The organism is Rhodopseudomonas sp. BR0C11 (genome assembly GCF_010820945.1).
Lineage (GTDB): Bacteria > Pseudomonadota > Alphaproteobacteria > Rhizobiales > Xanthobacteraceae > Rhodopseudomonas > Rhodopseudomonas palustris_H.
This window is the reverse complement of the sequence record NZ_QTKI01000095.1, coordinates 1-13,689: the sequence shown is the minus strand read 5'-3', so window position 1 is coordinate 13,689 and position 13,689 is coordinate 1. Positions and strand designations below refer to the sequence as shown.

Below are 13,689 nucleotides of genomic sequence, written 5' to 3'. Positions count from 1 at the left end.
TCCTTCGGCCATCAGGACGAAGCCGTGCTCGATGAGCTCTACGTCCGCTACACGATGGAGCGCGAGCGCGACGTCCATCGCCAGTTCCTGCTGCCGTTCGGAATCGCCGCCAAGCAGGCGGCGCCCGCCGCAACTGATTGCGATTTCGAGTTGTTTTAGCGCTTAGCGCTTCTTCTTTGCTCCGCCCCGACGGCCCGCCTTGCTAATATGACACTCTGTCCCGTCTCCCGTCGGGCCGGACTGGTTATTTCTGATCTGTGTCATCACGGTTTCAGCGCAAATCAGCTTTGATTAGCTGATCGATGCGGGCGGTACCCTGGGGCGGGGTCGGGATGACGCAGGTAGTTTACGGGGTCTGGGACGGTGTTGCCTACGACGCACGGGCCGGCGCGGCCGAGGCGCGGGCGGCGGACTACGCGCTGGCGAACTTCGATGAGTTCGACGAGGGTAACGCGATCCGCGCCTTCATCGCCGACCGCGGGTTCTTCGTGTTCGATCCCACGATTTCGCTGGTCGATGCGTTATTCCACTACCTGAAAGCCGCGGCCGAACAATCTTGCGGTGCCTGCACACCCTGCCGGATCGGCACGGTGCTGATCCGCGATGCGCTCGATCAGATGCGCCGCGGGCTGGACGCCGCGCTGACGCTCGACGACATCGTGATGCTCGGCGAGCAGATCCGGCAGACCTCGCTGTGCGGGCTGGGGCAAACCTGCGCGGTCGCGTTGCTGGCGGCGCTGCGGGATTTTCGCGAACGGATCGAACAGGAGCTGGCACAGCACCGGCCGATCCCGGCGCAGCACGGCATGGCCTATGTGACGGCGCCGTGTATCGAGGCCTGCCCCTCCAAGGTCAACGTGCCGCGCTACATCGACTACATCCGCGACGGCAAGCCGGAGAATTCGCTCGGCGTGTTGCTCCAGAAATACCCGATGGCGGCGACCTGCGGCCGGGTCTGCGTTCGCTATTGCGAGCAGGCCTGTCGGCGCAAATTCGTCGACGAAGCCGTCGGCATCAAGACGCTGAAGCGCTATGTCGCCGACCAGCAGAGCGGCCCGCACGCGCTGAAATTCACCCGCGACATGATCCGCAAGCCGCTCGCCGACGGCATGCGGGTGGCGGTGATCGGCGCCGGCCCGGCCGGCATCTCCTGCGCCTATCACCTATTGCTGCGCGGCTATCACGTTGACGTCTTCGACAAGGCCAGCCAGGCCGGCGGCATGGCCCAGATTGGCATCCCGAGCTACCGGCTGCCCAAGGATACGCTGGCGCTGGAGACCGACATCATTGTCGACCTCGGCGGCCGGTTCCTGTTCGATCAGCGCCTCGGCCGTGACTTCTCGATCGACGATCTGTTCGCGCGCGGCTACCGCGCGGTGTTCCTGGGCCTCGGCTGCCAGCAGGGCGCCCGGCTCGGCGTTACGGGCGAAGACAATGCCTACGCCGGGTACTTCAGCGGCATCGACTTCCTGCTCAAGGTTCACGACCACGTCGACGGCATCGCCCCATTGGTGCTGAGCGGCGAAGTGGTGGTGGTCGGCGGCGGCAATGTCGCGATGGACTGCGTGCGGTCGGCGATCCGCCTCGGCGCCGACAAGGTCCACGTCGTCTATCGCCGCACCCTCGCCGACATGCCGGCCGATCCGGCCGAGATCGAAGCCGCACGCGCCGAAGGCGTCGAGTTTCATGTCCTCAGCGCGCCGGCCGAGATCGTCATCGAGCACGGCAAGGTCACCGGCGTGGTGCTGACCAGGATGCAGGCGAGCGAGCCCGATGCCGGGGGGCGGCGGTCGGTGAAGCCGATCCCTGGCAGCGAGACGGCGATGCGCTGCGACGTGCTGATCGCCGCGATCGGCCAGCAGGTCGAGGACGGTCCGCTGATCGAGAGCGACGGCATCGCGTTCGATCGCTGGCGCTGCGTCGCGACCGATCGGGTGTTGGCCACCTCGCGCCCTGGCGTGTTTGCCGGCGGCGATTGCGTCACCGGTCCGTCGACGCTGGTTTATGCGATGGCCGCCGGCCTGAAGGCGGCGCGCAACATCGATGACTGGATCCAGCGCGGCTCGGTGCGGTTCTTCAAGCGCTCGCGGATGCGCAAGCTGATCGCCGATAACCATATGCTGGCCAACGAGATCGTCGAGGCGCCGGTTCGCAACGCCTACCGGGTGCACAATCCCGAAATCGATCCCGAGCTGCGCAAGCACATGTTCGGCGAAGTCGAACAGACCATCGACGCCCGCGCCGCCTATGCGGAGACCCAGCGCTGCATGCGCTGCTATCGTGTCTACTCCGTCGTCACCAAGCATCCGATCCCGGAAGGAGCGGCTTGAAGCGATGTGCACGCCCGATCAGGCCAGCCAGTCCGCCCGCGATCCCGCCGAAGCGACAATCACGCTCTCGATCAACGGCGTCGCCTGCGCCGGCTTTACCAACGAGACCATCCTGTCCTGCGCGCGGCGCTACGATGTCTACATCCCGACGCTGTGCGAATTGGAAGACATCGATCACGCCCCCGGCGCCTGCCGGGTGTGCCTGGTCGAGATCCTGCAGGCCGGCAAGGACACGCCGCAGATCGTCACCGCCTGCAATACGCCGGTGCGCGACGGCATGGAGGTGCAGACCCGCTCCAAGAAGGCGCGCGACATGCAGCGCCTGCAGGTCGAATTGCTGATGGCCGATCATCTGCAGGATTGCGCCACCTGCATCCGCCACGGCAGCTGCGAGTTGCAGGATCTGGCGCAGTTCGTCGGGCTGCAGCAGAATCGGTTCTTCGACCGCGAGCGGACCGAGGCGCGCCCGGTCGATCAAAGCTCGCCCGCGATGGTGCGCGATATGCGGCGCTGCGTCCGCTGCCAGCGCTGCGTCGCGATCTGCCGTTATCACCAGAAGATCGACGCGCTGGCGATCGAAGGCAGCGGGTTGGAGCGGATGGTGGCGCTGCGCGACGCCGACGGCTACCCGAATTCGGTGTGCGTCTCCTGCGGCCAATGCGTGCTGGTGTGCCCGACCGGTGCGCTCGGCGAGCGCGACGAGACCGACCGGGCGCTGGACTACATCTGCGATCCGAACGTCGTCACCGTGGTGCAGTTCGCCCCCGCCGTGCGGGTGGCGTTCGGCGAAGAATTCGGCCTGCCGGCCGGCACCAACGTCGAAGGCCAGATCATCGCCGCCTGCCGCAAACTCGGCGTCGATGTCGTGCTCGACACCAACTTCGCTGCCGACGTGGTGATCATGGAGGAGGGCGCCGAGCTGCTGGCGCGGCTGAAACGGGGGCGGCGGCCGACCTTCACCTCATGCTGTCCGGCCTGGATCAACTTCGCCGAGATCCACTATCCGGATGTGCTGCCGCTATTGTCCTCGACCAAGTCGCCGCAGCAGGTGCTGTCGACGATCGCCAAGAGCTATCTGCCCGAACAGCTCGGCGTGCCGGCCGAGCGCATCCGGGTGATCTCGATCATGCCGTGCATCGCCAAGAAGGACGAGGCGGTGCGGCCGCAGATGGTTCACGACGGGCAGCCCGAGACCGACCTGGTGCTGACCACGCGCGAATTCGCCCGTCTGCTACGCCGCGAGGGCATCGACCTGAAGGACCTGCCGTCGTCGCAGTTCGACCGTCCCTTCCTCAGCGCCTATTCCGGCGCCGGTGCGATCTTCGGCACCACCGGCGGTGTGATGGAAGCGGCGGTACGGACTATCTATGCGCTGGTCAACGGCCGCGAATTGGACCGGATCGAGCTGACGCAGCTCCGCGGCTTTGAAGGCCTGCGCGAGGCAACTGTCGATCTCGGCGGTCCGGTCGGCGAGGTCAGGGTCGCGATGGTTCACGGCCTCGGAGACACGCGCCGCCTAGTAGAATCGGTGCTGAGCGGCGAAGCCAATTACGACTTCATCGAAGTGATGGCCTGTCCGGGCGGCTGCGTCGACGGCGGCGGATCGCTGCGTTCGAAGAAGCAGTATCTGCCGCTCGCGCTGAAGCGGCGCGAAACCATCTACAATGTCGATCGGGCTGCGAAGGTCCGGCAGTCGCACAACAATCCTCAGGTGCAGGCGCTATATCGCGAGCTGCTGCAGGCGTCGAATTCTGAGGTCGCGCACCGGCTACTGCACACCCACTACGCCTCGCGCAAACGCGAGCTGCAGCACACCGTCAAGGAGATCTGGGACGATCTCACCATGAGCACGATCCTGTACTGACGGGGGAGCGCAGGAGATGTCGCCACCACAGCATCTGGTCCCCAATCGGCGCAATGTGGTGCGTGGTCTTGCGGCACTGCCGGCGCTGGGGCTGACGCGGACGTTCGCCGCCGAGCCGCTGACGCTGTGGGGGATTCCGGCGACACCGTCGGCGTTGTTCGTCCGCGCCGTCGCGTCGGAGCGGCTGCAGCAGGCCGCGCCCGGGATTCGCTTTCAGCTCTGGAAGAGCACCGACCAGATGCGCGCCGGGATCGCGTTGGGACAGTTCCGGCTGTTCGCGACCTCGACCTACGCGGCGGCCAATTTCTTCAATCGCGGCGCCGGAACGCGGATGCTAAACGTCGTCACCTGGGGCGTGCTCTACGTGATGGCGCGCGATCCGGCCATCAGGTCGGTCGCCGATCTCGCCGGCCGCAGCATTCTGCTGTCGAACAAGAATGAAGCGCCCGATCTGTTGTTTCGACTGGTGCTGCGCTGGGCCGGACTCGATCCGGACCGCGACGTCCGCTGCGAATATGTCGGCTCGCCCGGCGAGGCGGTGCCGCTGTTTCTCGCCGGCCGCAGCGACGTCGCCGTGCTGCACGAGCCGGCCGCCACCACTGCGCTGCTCCGCGGCCAGCAGGAGGGCAAGCCGGTTTATCGGGTGCTGGATATCGCCGAACTCTATGGTCGCCACACCGGGCGCGGGCCTCGGATTCCGCAAGTCGGGCTCGCGGTCAGCACCGAGCTGCTGAACTCTCAGCCCGAGATCACCGCCGCCGTGCAGGCCGCTTGCGCTGAAGCGAGTAGCTGGATTGCGGCACATCCGCGCGAGGCCGCCGAGCTTGCTGCGCCGGCGCTCGGGCTGCCGGCCGAAGTGATCGCCGCGTCATTGCCGCATGTCCGCCTCGACGTCGTTCCGGCGCGGCAGGCGCGTGACGACATCGAAGTGTACTTCAAGAATCTGATGGAGCTCGATCCCGGCGTCGTCGGCGGCCGGCTGCCGGACGCGGCATTCTATGCGGGGTAGCGCGCGGATCTCGTGGGCCTGGAGCCTCGTCGGCATCGCGCTGCTGCTGTCGCTGTGGGAGATTGGCCATCGGGCGTATGGGCCGTTGGTCCTTCCGGGGCTCGGCGACACGGCGCTGACGCTGTGGCGGATGATCCGGGCCGGGCAGGTCGGGCCGGCGCTGCTCGAGACCGCCGGCAATGCCGGGCTCGGCTGGATCATCGGCGTGCTGATCGGATCATGTGCCGGGATGCTTGCCGGCCTGCGCGAAGAAGCGCAGCGCGCGCTGCAGCCGGTCGCGATCATCCTACTCGGAGTTCCGGCGATCGCCTGGGTGGTGATGGCGCTGCTGTGGTTCGGCGGTCGCTGGGCGGTGGTGGTGACGGTCGCCGCCGCGACCGGTCCGATGTTGTTCGGCGCGGCGCTGGAGGGCGTGCGCAGCCTCGACGGCACGCTGGCCCGGATGGCGCGGGTGTACCAGGTGCCGCTGTCGGCGCGGCTGACCGAGGTGTACGGACCGCAGTTACTGAGCCATCTGTTCCCCGCGCTGGTGACGACGCTGGCGATGTCCTGGAAGGTCGCGGTGATGGCCGAGCTGCTCGCTGGCGCCGGCGGGATCGGCGATGGTCTGGCCACCGCGCGCGCTCATGTCGACACCGCCGAGACGATGGCCTGGGTGGTGGTCGTGGTTGGCGTGCTGATCGTGGTCGATGCCGGCGTGTTGCAGCCGCTGCAGCGCCGGCTGTGGCTATGGCGCGACGACGAGCGGAGCGGCGGCCGATGAGCGGGGCGCTGCTGCAGTTCCGCGGTGTGCGGTTCGGCTATCAGGCGCCGGTGCTGCGCGGCATCAATCTTGACGTCCAGGCTGGTTCGATCACCGCGGTGATGGGGCCGTCCGGAAGCGGCAAGAGCACGCTGCTGGCGCTCGCCGCGGGGCTCTTGATGCCGGACGACGGCGCCGTGCATCGCCGCAGCACGCGGCTCGGCATGGTGTTTCAGGACCCCGCGTTGCTGCCGTGGCGCAGCGCGCTCGACAACGTGGCGTTTCCGCTGATCGCGCTTGGCCAGCACACGCGTGAGCGCCGCGAGCGTGCACGGGCGATGCTCGCGAACGTGGGCCTCTCGGGCGACGATGCCGGCAAATATCCGCGCCAGCTATCCGGCGGGATGCAGCAGCGCGTGGCGCTGGCGCGCGCATTGGTGATCGAGCCAGATCTGCTCCTCTGCGACGAGCCGTTCAGCGCACTCGACGCGCTGGTGCGCGCCGAGCTGTGGCGAATCGTGCGGGACATCCATGCGCGCAGCGGACTGACGATGCTGATCGTCACCCATGATGGCCCGGAGGCGATGCAATGCGATCGCCTCGCCATCCTGTCGGAAGGTCACATCGAGCAAGTCGGTGCGCCAGCCGAGATCCTGCGTCATCCGGCCAGCGCCGTCGTGCGAACTTTCGTGGCGGCCGCCACCGGCAACTGACCGCCTCACTCGCGCGGCGGTGAGTGCGCGCCGTTGGCGAGGAAGAACAGTTCGACCAGCCGCCCCTTTTTGCCGGACAGCGCGAAGATACACTCCGGCGACTCGGCGTCGAGTTCGGCGATCGGCACCTTGGCGATGCGGTCGACCCGGCTGGAGCCATGCTCCCACATGAAGCCGACACCGAGATGGTTGGCGACCGCCTCCAGCATGCCTTCGCGGGTGTTGACCACGATCGACGGCACCGGTCGCAGGCCGGCGGCGCGGAATGCGCGGTCGACGGCGCGCTGGGTCGACGAATCGCGGGTGCGGAACACCAGCGGATAGCGCATCAGCTCGACGATCGAGACCTGCGGCTTCTTCTTCAGCGGATGGGTCGGATGGCACAGCGCCACGACGCGCTGCTCCAGGCAGATCTCGCGGCGGAAGCGACGGTCGGCCGGCACGTCCGGCAGCACGCCGATATCGACGCGCTGATCGACCACGGCGGCGACGATCGCCGACCAGCTTCCGATTTCGATCGCGACCTGCACCTTGGGGTACATCTGCTTGAAGGTTGCGATCAGTGCCATGCCGGGCATCGAGTTGCCGAGCCCGACGCGGAGTTCGCCGCCGGCCAGCTCCTCGCGCTGCGACAGGATCGACAGCGCGCCGGTCTCGACCGCCTGCATCCGGCTGGTGGCGCCGTAGAGCTGCCGGCACAGCGAGGTCGGAATCAGGTTGGCGCCGTGGCGCTCGAACAGCGTCACGCCGAACTCTCCTTCGAGTTCGCGCACCGATTGCGCCACCGCCGATTGTGTCACGCCGATCCTCCGCGCCGCGGCTGCAAAGCTGCCGGCATCGAACACCGCGTTGACGGCACGCAGCCGCGACGACGTCAGAGCCATCCCGTCCGTTTCTCCGCATCACCAGGAAACCTGGTGAGGGTCATAAGCAAACCTGCTGACCGTTATGTGACTGTCAGACGCTGCCCTTAACCCTGTGCCGCATCGCAACGAGGCCAGGGGACAGGTGATGGCGAAGATCGAGCTCAGCGCGGTCCGCAAATCGTTCGGCGACACCGAAGTCCTCAAGGGCGTCGATCTGTCGATCCACGAGGGTGAGTTCGTGTCGCTGGTCGGCCCGAGCGGATGCGGCAAGTCGACACTGCTGCGGGTGATCGCCGGGCTGGAGCCGCAGAGCTCCGGCGAAGTGAAGATCGGCGGCGTTGCGGTCGATCACGTCCGGCCGAGCGCGCGCAACCTCGCGATGGTGTTTCAATCCTACGCGCTGTACCCGCATCTGTCGGTGTTCGACAACATCGCGGTGCCGCTGCGGATGAAGCGGCTGTCGGCGCTGGAGCGGGCGCCGCTGCTGGGCCGGCTGATCCCGAACCGCTACCAGGTCGAGCGCGGCATCCGTGCCGATGTCGAGCGCGTCGCCGCTCAGCTCGAAATCTCGCCGCTGCTGTCGCGCAAGCCCGGGCAGCTCTCCGGCGGCCAGCGCCAGCGCGTAGCGGTCGGCCGCGCTTTGGTGCGCGAGCCGGTCGGCTTCCTGTTCGACGAGCCCTTGTCCAACCTCGACGCCAAACTCCGCGTGCATATGCGCGCCGAAATCGCGCAGCTGCATCGCCGGCTCAAAGCGACTTTTGTCTACGTCACGCACGATCAGGCCGAGGCGATGACGATGTCCGGCCGGATCGCCGTGATGATCGGCGGCGAACTGGTTCAGGTCGGCACGCCGAGCGACGTCTACGACAATCCACGCGATATCCGCGTCGCCGAATTCATCGGAAGCCCCAAGATCAACGTGCTGCCGGGTGCGGTTCAGACCGACGGCCGCATCGTGATGCTCGATCGCGTGCTGGCTGCTCGCGTCGCGGCGAGCGCCGGTGCCTGCCGTGTTGCGATCCGGCCGGAGCGTCTGAGCCTCGGCAGCGGTGATCTGTCCGGCGTCGTCGTGCACGTCGAGAACATGGGGGCCGAAGCCTTCGTGCATCTCGGCTGTGACGGGCTGACCGATCCGGTGGTGATCCGGCTCGACGATCCGCTGCGGCTGCCGGCGATCGGCAGCACCCAGCGGTTCGGCTTTGCGCCCGAGGCGATCCGGCTGTTCGACGCCGCCGGCAAGCGCATTGCGATCCGCACCGAAGCCTCGGTCGAGATGATCCGGGAGGTGGCTCATGTCTGAGGTCACCATGTCCGATGCCGCCGTCGCGCTGCGCGATCTCGATGTCCCGGCGACTGCGCGCGCGTCGGCCAAGCGGCGTCGCCGCGGCCGCGGCATCGTCGCCTACGGCCTGGTGGCGCCGGCTTTCACGCTGATGCTGTTGATGCTGCTCGGGCCGCTCGCCGGCGTCATCGCGCTTTCGTTCACCGACTATCAGCTCGGCGCACCGTCGTTCGCCTGGATCGGCCTCGCCAATTATCAGCAGCTGGTCGCCGACCGGGTGTTCTGGATCTCGCTGACCAATACGCTGACCTATGCGGTGATCGTGGTGCCGGGCTCGGTCGCGCTCGGCCTCGGCGTGGCGATGCTGATCGAGAGCGGCACGCATCTCCGTGCCTTCTATCGCACGATCTACTTCCTGCCGGTGATGGCCACCCTGATCGCGATGGCGATCGTGTGGGAGTTCATGCTGCATCCGCAGTTCGGCCTGGTGAACGGGCTGATCAAAATGGTCGGCCTGGCGCCGCATCCGTGGCTGCAGGATCGCGGCACGGCGCTGTACGCGCTGTGCGCGATCGGGATCTGGCAGGCGGTCGGTTTCAACATGGTGCTGTTCCTCGCCGGGCTGATGTCGATCCCCAAGCATCTCTATGACGCCGCCGAGATCGATGGTGCCGCGAGTGCGTGGTCACGGTTCCGGCTGGTGACGTGGCCGATGCTCGGGCCGGTGACGCTTTTCGTGGTGGTGATCACCGGCATCCGGTCGTTTCAGGTGTTCGACACCGTCCACGTCCTCACCAAGGGCGGACCGTCAAAGTCCACCGAGGTGCTGATCCACACCATGTACATGGAAGGCTTCGAGTTCTTCCGCTCCGGCTATGCCGCCGCGGTGACCGTGGTGTTTCTCGGCCTGGTGCTGTTGCTGACCCTGGTGAAGTCGCGGCTCGCCGCCAAGCAGGTGCACTACGCATGAGCGCCGCCCGACGAAGCCTGATCCGCTCCAGCTTCCGCCACGTCGCCCTGATGAGTGGCGCGGTGCTGATGCTGGCGCCGTTCGTCTGGATGCTGTCGACCGCGTCGAAGCCACCGGACGAAATCTACTCCAGCGATCTGCATCTGATCCCGCGCCATTTCGCGCTGTGGGACAATCTCCGCACCGCGTTCGGCAAGGCCGATCTCGGCCGCTTCCTGCTCAACGGCGTGATCGTCACGGTGGCGATCTTCGCCTGCCAGGTGCTGATCGCGCTGCCGGCCGCCTATGCGCTCGCCAAGCTGCGCTTTCTCGGGCGCAAGGTGCTGTTCGCGCTGGTGCTGTTCGGCATCCTGATCCCGCCGCAGGCGACCGCGATCCCGGTGTTCCTGCTGCTGCACCAGCTCGGTGCGCTCGACAGCTACGCGGCACTGGTGTTGCCGTTCACCATCTCGGTGTTCGGCATCTTTCTGATGCGGCAGTTCTTCATGACCGTGCCGGACGATCTGCTCGACGCCGCGCGGATGGACGGGATGTCGGAGTTCGCGATCGTCTGGCGGGTGATGCTGCCGACCGCGATCCCGGCCGTCACAGCGTTCGGCATCTTCTCGGTGGTGGCGCATTGGAACGATTATTTCTGGCCGCTGATCGTACTCAACAGCCAGCAATACTACACGCCGCCGCTGGCGGTGGCGCATTTCCGCAATGCCGAGGCCGGCACGTCCTATGGCCCGCTGATGGCCGCGGCGCTGGTGATCATCACGCCGCTGGTGATCGCGTTCCTGCTGGCGCAGCGCCGCTTCATCGAAGGCATCACGCTGACCGGACTGAAATAACCCGCATCGACCCGAACAGGAGACTTCGCATGATGAAGAGATGGATCGCCGCAGCCGCGATGACGCTGGTTGCCGGCTTCGCCCACGCCCAGCAGCAGACCGAGGTGGTGCTGCAATATCCATATCCGGAGCTGTTCACTGAGACCCATAAGCGGATCGCCGAAGAATTCGCCAAGGTTCATCCGGAGATTAAGGTCACGTTCCGGGCTCCTTACGAGTCGTATGAAGAAGCCACCCAGAAGGTGCTGCGCGAGGCGGTGACCAATCAGCTGCCGGACGTCACCTTCCAGGGTCTGAACCGCATCCGCGTGCTGGTCGACAAGACCATCCCGGCGCCGCTTGACGGCTACATCGCGGCCGAGAAGGATTTCGACAAGCAGGGCTTCCATCAGGCGATGTACGACATCGGCACCGCCAGCGGCAAAGTCTATGCGCTGCCCTTCGCGATCTCGCTGCCGATCGTCTACGTCAATCTCGACCTGGTGAAGCAGGCCGGCGGCGACGTCAATAATCTGCCGACCACCTGGGACGGCCTGTTGGATCTGGCCAAGAAGGTCAAGGCGCTCGGCCCCGACACCAACGGCATCACCTATGCCTGGGACATCACCGGCAACTGGCTGTGGCAGGCGCCGGTGTTCGCCCGCGGCGGCTCGATGCTGAATGCGGACGAGACCAAGGTGGCGTTCGATGGCCCCGAAGGCCAGTTCGCGATGCGCACCATCGCCCGTCTGGTCACCGAAGGCGCCATGCCGAACCTCGACCAGCCGTCGATGCGCGCCACCTTCGCGGCGGGCAAGACCGGCATCCACATCACCTCGACCTCGGACCTGAAGAAGACCACCGATATGATCGGCGGCAAGTTCGCGCTGAAGACCATCGCGTTCCCGGACGTGGTCAAGCCGAACGGCCGTCTGCCTGCCGGCGGCAACGTCGTGCTGATCACCGCCAAGGATAAGGCCAAGCGCGACGCTGCCTGGGAAGTGGTGAAGTTCTGGACCGGTCCGAAGGGCGCGGCGATCATGGCCGAGACCACCGGCTACATGCCGCCCAACAAGGTCGCCAATGACGTCTATCTGAAAGACTTCTACGAGAAGAACCCGAACAACTACACCGCGGTCAGCCAGCTTGCGCTGCTGACCAAGTGGTACGCGTTCCCCGGCGACAATGGCCTGAAGATCACCGACGTGATCAAGGACCACCTCAACTCGATCGTCTCCGGCGCGCGCGCCAAGGAGCCGGACGCGGTGCTGGCGGACATGAGCCGCGACGTCCAGAACCTGCTGCCGAAGACCGTCGGCGCCGCCAAGTAACGCGCGGACAAACTCGCGACGGAGCGCATCCTGCGCTCCGTCGCGTATTGTTTTGGAGCGGGCCATGAAACTGATCCATCTCAGCGACATCCACCTCACCACGCCGGGCGCGACGATCGGCGGACGCAATCCACGGCTAAATTTTGAGAAGGCGCTCACCCATATCCTGCGCGACCATCACGACGCCGAGCTGATGGTGATCACCGGCGACCTGTCCGACTGGGGCGATGCCGACGACTATCGCTGGCTGAAAGCGCAGATCGACGCGTTTCCGATTCCGGTGCGGCTGTGCATCGGCAATCACGATTCCCGCGAGAATTTCCTCAGCGTGTTTCCGGACTATGCCGACGAGCATGGCCTGGTAGAGGGGGTGTACGACACCCCGGCCGGCCGTTGCCTGCTGCTCGACACGGCCGAAGCCGGCACCCATGCGGGTCGCTATTGCGAGACGCGCAGGGCATGGCTGACCCGGCAGCTCGCCGAACATCCCGGGCCGTTCCTGCTGTTCATGCATCACAATCCGATGCCGACGCATCTCGGCCCGATGGACCAGATCGGGCTGCTGGACGATGGCGCGTTTCGCCAGATCGTCGGCCGGCATCGCGACCGCATCCGCCACATCTTCTTCGGCCATTGCCATCTGCCGCTGGCCGGCTCGGTGGCCGGCGTGCCGGTCAGCTCGCTGCGCGGCACCAACCATGCCAGCTATCCGCTGTTCTCGGAGCGCCGGATGCTGAGCGCTTCCGACCTGCCGGAGTCCTACGGCGTGGTGTTCTTCGGCGACGACTACGTCACCGTTCACATGGTCGAGTTCGGTTACACCGGCGAGATCCGGGTCGAGGGCTCGCCCGACTACAACGCCTGGAACAGGGAGACCATGCTGCGATGAAGTTCGTCGTTCTCACCGATACGCATTTCGTCACCCGCGGCCGCCGCATCTACGGGCTCGATCCCGCCGAGCGGCTCACCGCCGCGGTGGCGCGGATCAACCGCGAGCATCCCGACATCGCGTTCGTGATCGTCACCGGCGATCTGGCGCATTGGGGCGAGGAGCCGGCCTACGACAATCTGGCTTCGGTGCTGGCGGGATTGCGCGCGCCGACCATCCTGATGATGGGCAATCACGACAAGCGTGACGCCTTCGCCAAATTCTTCCCCGGCGTGCCGCGCGATGCCAACGGCTTCGTGCAGGCCATGCAGGTGTTCGAGGCGGCGACGATCGTCACGTTGGACACGCTGAATGAAGCCGCGCCGAACCACGAGGGGCTGTTGTGCGAGGCGCGGCTGGCGTTCCTCGAACACGCGCTGGCGGAAGCGCCGGCCGACCGACCGCTGCTGCTGTTCCAGCATCACCCGCCGTTCGACACCGGCTTGCGCTACATGGATACGATCCGGCTCGCCAATCCGGATGCGGAGTGGGAGGTGATCGCCCGCACCCGCAAGCCTGACTATCTGTTCATGGGCCATCTGCACCGGCCGATTTCCGGCGTGTGGCGCGGCATCCCGTATCACATCCAGCGCGGCCTGGCGCATCAGGTCGCGTTCCATCTGGTGGCCGAGGGCCATATCCCCGGCTCGCACGAGCCGCCGGACTACGCCCATGTCAGCGTTGAGGCCGACCGCATCGTGATCCACCAGTGCTCGTTCATGTACGACGGGCCGCTGTTCTCGCTGCACGACAGCGTCGCGCTGCACCGCGTCTCGTTCTGACGCGCCTCAGCGGCCTCCGAGCCGCCGCTGTTGTGTTGCCCCGGCGGTTGCGGAGCCGAC

12 protein-coding genes are annotated in these 13,689 nt (G+C 66.4%); 11 read left to right on the top strand and 1 reads right to left on the bottom strand.

The genetic code is table 11. The features are described from left to right. Positions 1-332: 332 nt before the first annotated feature. The 5 genes from DYI24_RS10090 to DYI24_RS10070 are packed head-to-tail and all read left to right on the top strand — an operon-like array spanning position 333 to position 6,658. Complete coding sequence (locus tag DYI24_RS10090; RefSeq protein ID WP_164572196.1) at positions 333-2,330, top strand: FAD-dependent oxidoreductase; 1,998 nt, start codon at positions 333-335, stop codon at positions 2,328-2,330. 4 nt (positions 2,331-2,334) lie between these two features. Continuing rightward, the gene (locus tag DYI24_RS10085; RefSeq protein WP_164572195.1) at positions 2,335-4,194 is read left to right on the top strand and encodes a 2Fe-2S iron-sulfur cluster binding domain-containing protein; all 1,860 of its coding nucleotides are present in this window, start codon (positions 2,335-2,337) and stop codon (positions 4,192-4,194) included. 16 nt (positions 4,195-4,210) lie between these two features. Further along, the gene (locus DYI24_RS10080) at positions 4,211-5,203 is read left to right on the top strand and encodes an ABC transporter substrate-binding protein (RefSeq protein ID WP_164572194.1); all 993 of its coding nucleotides are present in this window, start codon (positions 4,211-4,213) and stop codon (positions 5,201-5,203) included. Continuing rightward, a complete protein-coding gene (locus DYI24_RS10075) occupies positions 5,193-5,966 on the top strand; it encodes an ABC transporter permease (protein WP_164572193.1) in 774 nt (257 codons plus the stop codon). The genes DYI24_RS10080 and DYI24_RS10075 overlap by 11 nt, the downstream gene beginning before the upstream one ends. After that, positions 5,963-6,658, top strand: a complete 696-nt coding sequence (locus DYI24_RS10070; protein ID WP_164572192.1) for an ABC transporter ATP-binding protein — start codon at positions 5,963-5,965, stop codon at positions 6,656-6,658. Before DYI24_RS10075 ends, DYI24_RS10070 begins: the two co-directional genes overlap by 4 nt. Before the next feature lie 5 nt (positions 6,659-6,663). On the opposite strand, the gene DYI24_RS10065 is transcribed toward DYI24_RS10070, so the two are convergent. Next, positions 6,664-7,542, bottom strand: coding sequence for a LysR family transcriptional regulator (locus DYI24_RS10065; RefSeq protein ID WP_164572191.1), 879 nt, complete (start codon positions 7,540-7,542; stop codon positions 6,664-6,666). A 127-nt stretch (positions 7,543-7,669) separates the two neighbouring features. On the opposite strand from DYI24_RS10065, the gene DYI24_RS10060 reads away from it, so the two are divergent. The 6 genes from DYI24_RS10060 (at position 7,670) to DYI24_RS10035 (ending at position 13,629) form a co-directional block, all read left to right on the top strand. Then, positions 7,670-8,824 carry an ABC transporter ATP-binding protein gene (locus DYI24_RS10060; protein WP_164572190.1) on the top strand — a complete coding sequence of 385 codons (1,155 nt, stop codon included), beginning with the start codon at positions 7,670-7,672 and terminating at the stop codon, positions 8,822-8,824. After that, positions 8,817-9,776, top strand: a complete 960-nt coding sequence (locus DYI24_RS10055) for a carbohydrate ABC transporter permease (protein WP_164572189.1) — start codon at positions 8,817-8,819, stop codon at positions 9,774-9,776. The genes DYI24_RS10060 and DYI24_RS10055 overlap by 8 nt, the downstream gene beginning before the upstream one ends. Further along, positions 9,773-10,609, top strand: coding sequence for a carbohydrate ABC transporter permease (locus DYI24_RS10050; protein ID WP_164572188.1), 837 nt, complete (start codon positions 9,773-9,775; stop codon positions 10,607-10,609). Before DYI24_RS10055 ends, DYI24_RS10050 begins: the two co-directional genes overlap by 4 nt. Positions 10,610-10,638: 29 nt before the next feature. Next, positions 10,639-11,919 (top strand): ABC transporter substrate-binding protein, encoded by a 1,281-nt coding sequence (locus DYI24_RS10045; protein WP_164572187.1) that lies wholly within the window; start codon positions 10,639-10,641, stop codon positions 11,917-11,919. 64 nt (positions 11,920-11,983) lie between these two features. After that, complete coding sequence (locus DYI24_RS10040) at positions 11,984-12,808, top strand: phosphodiesterase (RefSeq protein WP_164572186.1); 825 nt, start codon at positions 11,984-11,986, stop codon at positions 12,806-12,808. Further along, positions 12,805-13,629: a phosphodiesterase gene (locus DYI24_RS10035; RefSeq protein WP_164572185.1), complete on the top strand. Its 825-nt coding sequence runs from the start codon at positions 12,805-12,807 to the stop codon at positions 13,627-13,629. Before DYI24_RS10040 ends, DYI24_RS10035 begins: the two co-directional genes overlap by 4 nt. Positions 13,630-13,689: the final 60 nt, after the last annotated feature.

Bases quoted from the DNA above. Each gene is read 5' to 3' on its own strand.
- DYI24_RS10090 (WP_164572196.1), top strand. From the start codon at position 333: ATGACGCAGGTAGTTTACGGGGTCTGGGACGGTGTTGCCTACGACGCA.
- DYI24_RS10085 (WP_164572195.1), top strand. From the start codon at position 2,335: ATGTGCACGCCCGATCAGGCCAGCCAGTCCGCCCGCGATCCCGCCGAA.
- DYI24_RS10080 (WP_164572194.1), top strand. From the start codon at position 4,211: ATGTCGCCACCACAGCATCTGGTCCCCAATCGGCGCAATGTGGTGCGT.
- DYI24_RS10075 (WP_164572193.1), top strand. From the start codon at position 5,193: ATGCGGGGTAGCGCGCGGATCTCGTGGGCCTGGAGCCTCGTCGGCATC.
- DYI24_RS10070 (WP_164572192.1), top strand. From the start codon at position 5,963: ATGAGCGGGGCGCTGCTGCAGTTCCGCGGTGTGCGGTTCGGCTATCAG.
- DYI24_RS10065 (WP_164572191.1), bottom strand. From the start codon at position 7,542: ATGGCTCTGACGTCGTCGCGGCTGCGTGCCGTCAACGCGGTGTTCGAT.
- DYI24_RS10060 (WP_164572190.1), top strand. From the start codon at position 7,670: ATGGCGAAGATCGAGCTCAGCGCGGTCCGCAAATCGTTCGGCGACACC.
- DYI24_RS10055 (WP_164572189.1), top strand. From the start codon at position 8,817: ATGTCTGAGGTCACCATGTCCGATGCCGCCGTCGCGCTGCGCGATCTC.
- DYI24_RS10050 (WP_164572188.1), top strand. From the start codon at position 9,773: ATGAGCGCCGCCCGACGAAGCCTGATCCGCTCCAGCTTCCGCCACGTC.
- DYI24_RS10045 (WP_164572187.1), top strand. From the start codon at position 10,639: ATGATGAAGAGATGGATCGCCGCAGCCGCGATGACGCTGGTTGCCGGC.
- DYI24_RS10040 (WP_164572186.1), top strand. From the start codon at position 11,984: ATGAAACTGATCCATCTCAGCGACATCCACCTCACCACGCCGGGCGCG.
- DYI24_RS10035 (WP_164572185.1), top strand. From the start codon at position 12,805: ATGAAGTTCGTCGTTCTCACCGATACGCATTTCGTCACCCGCGGCCGC.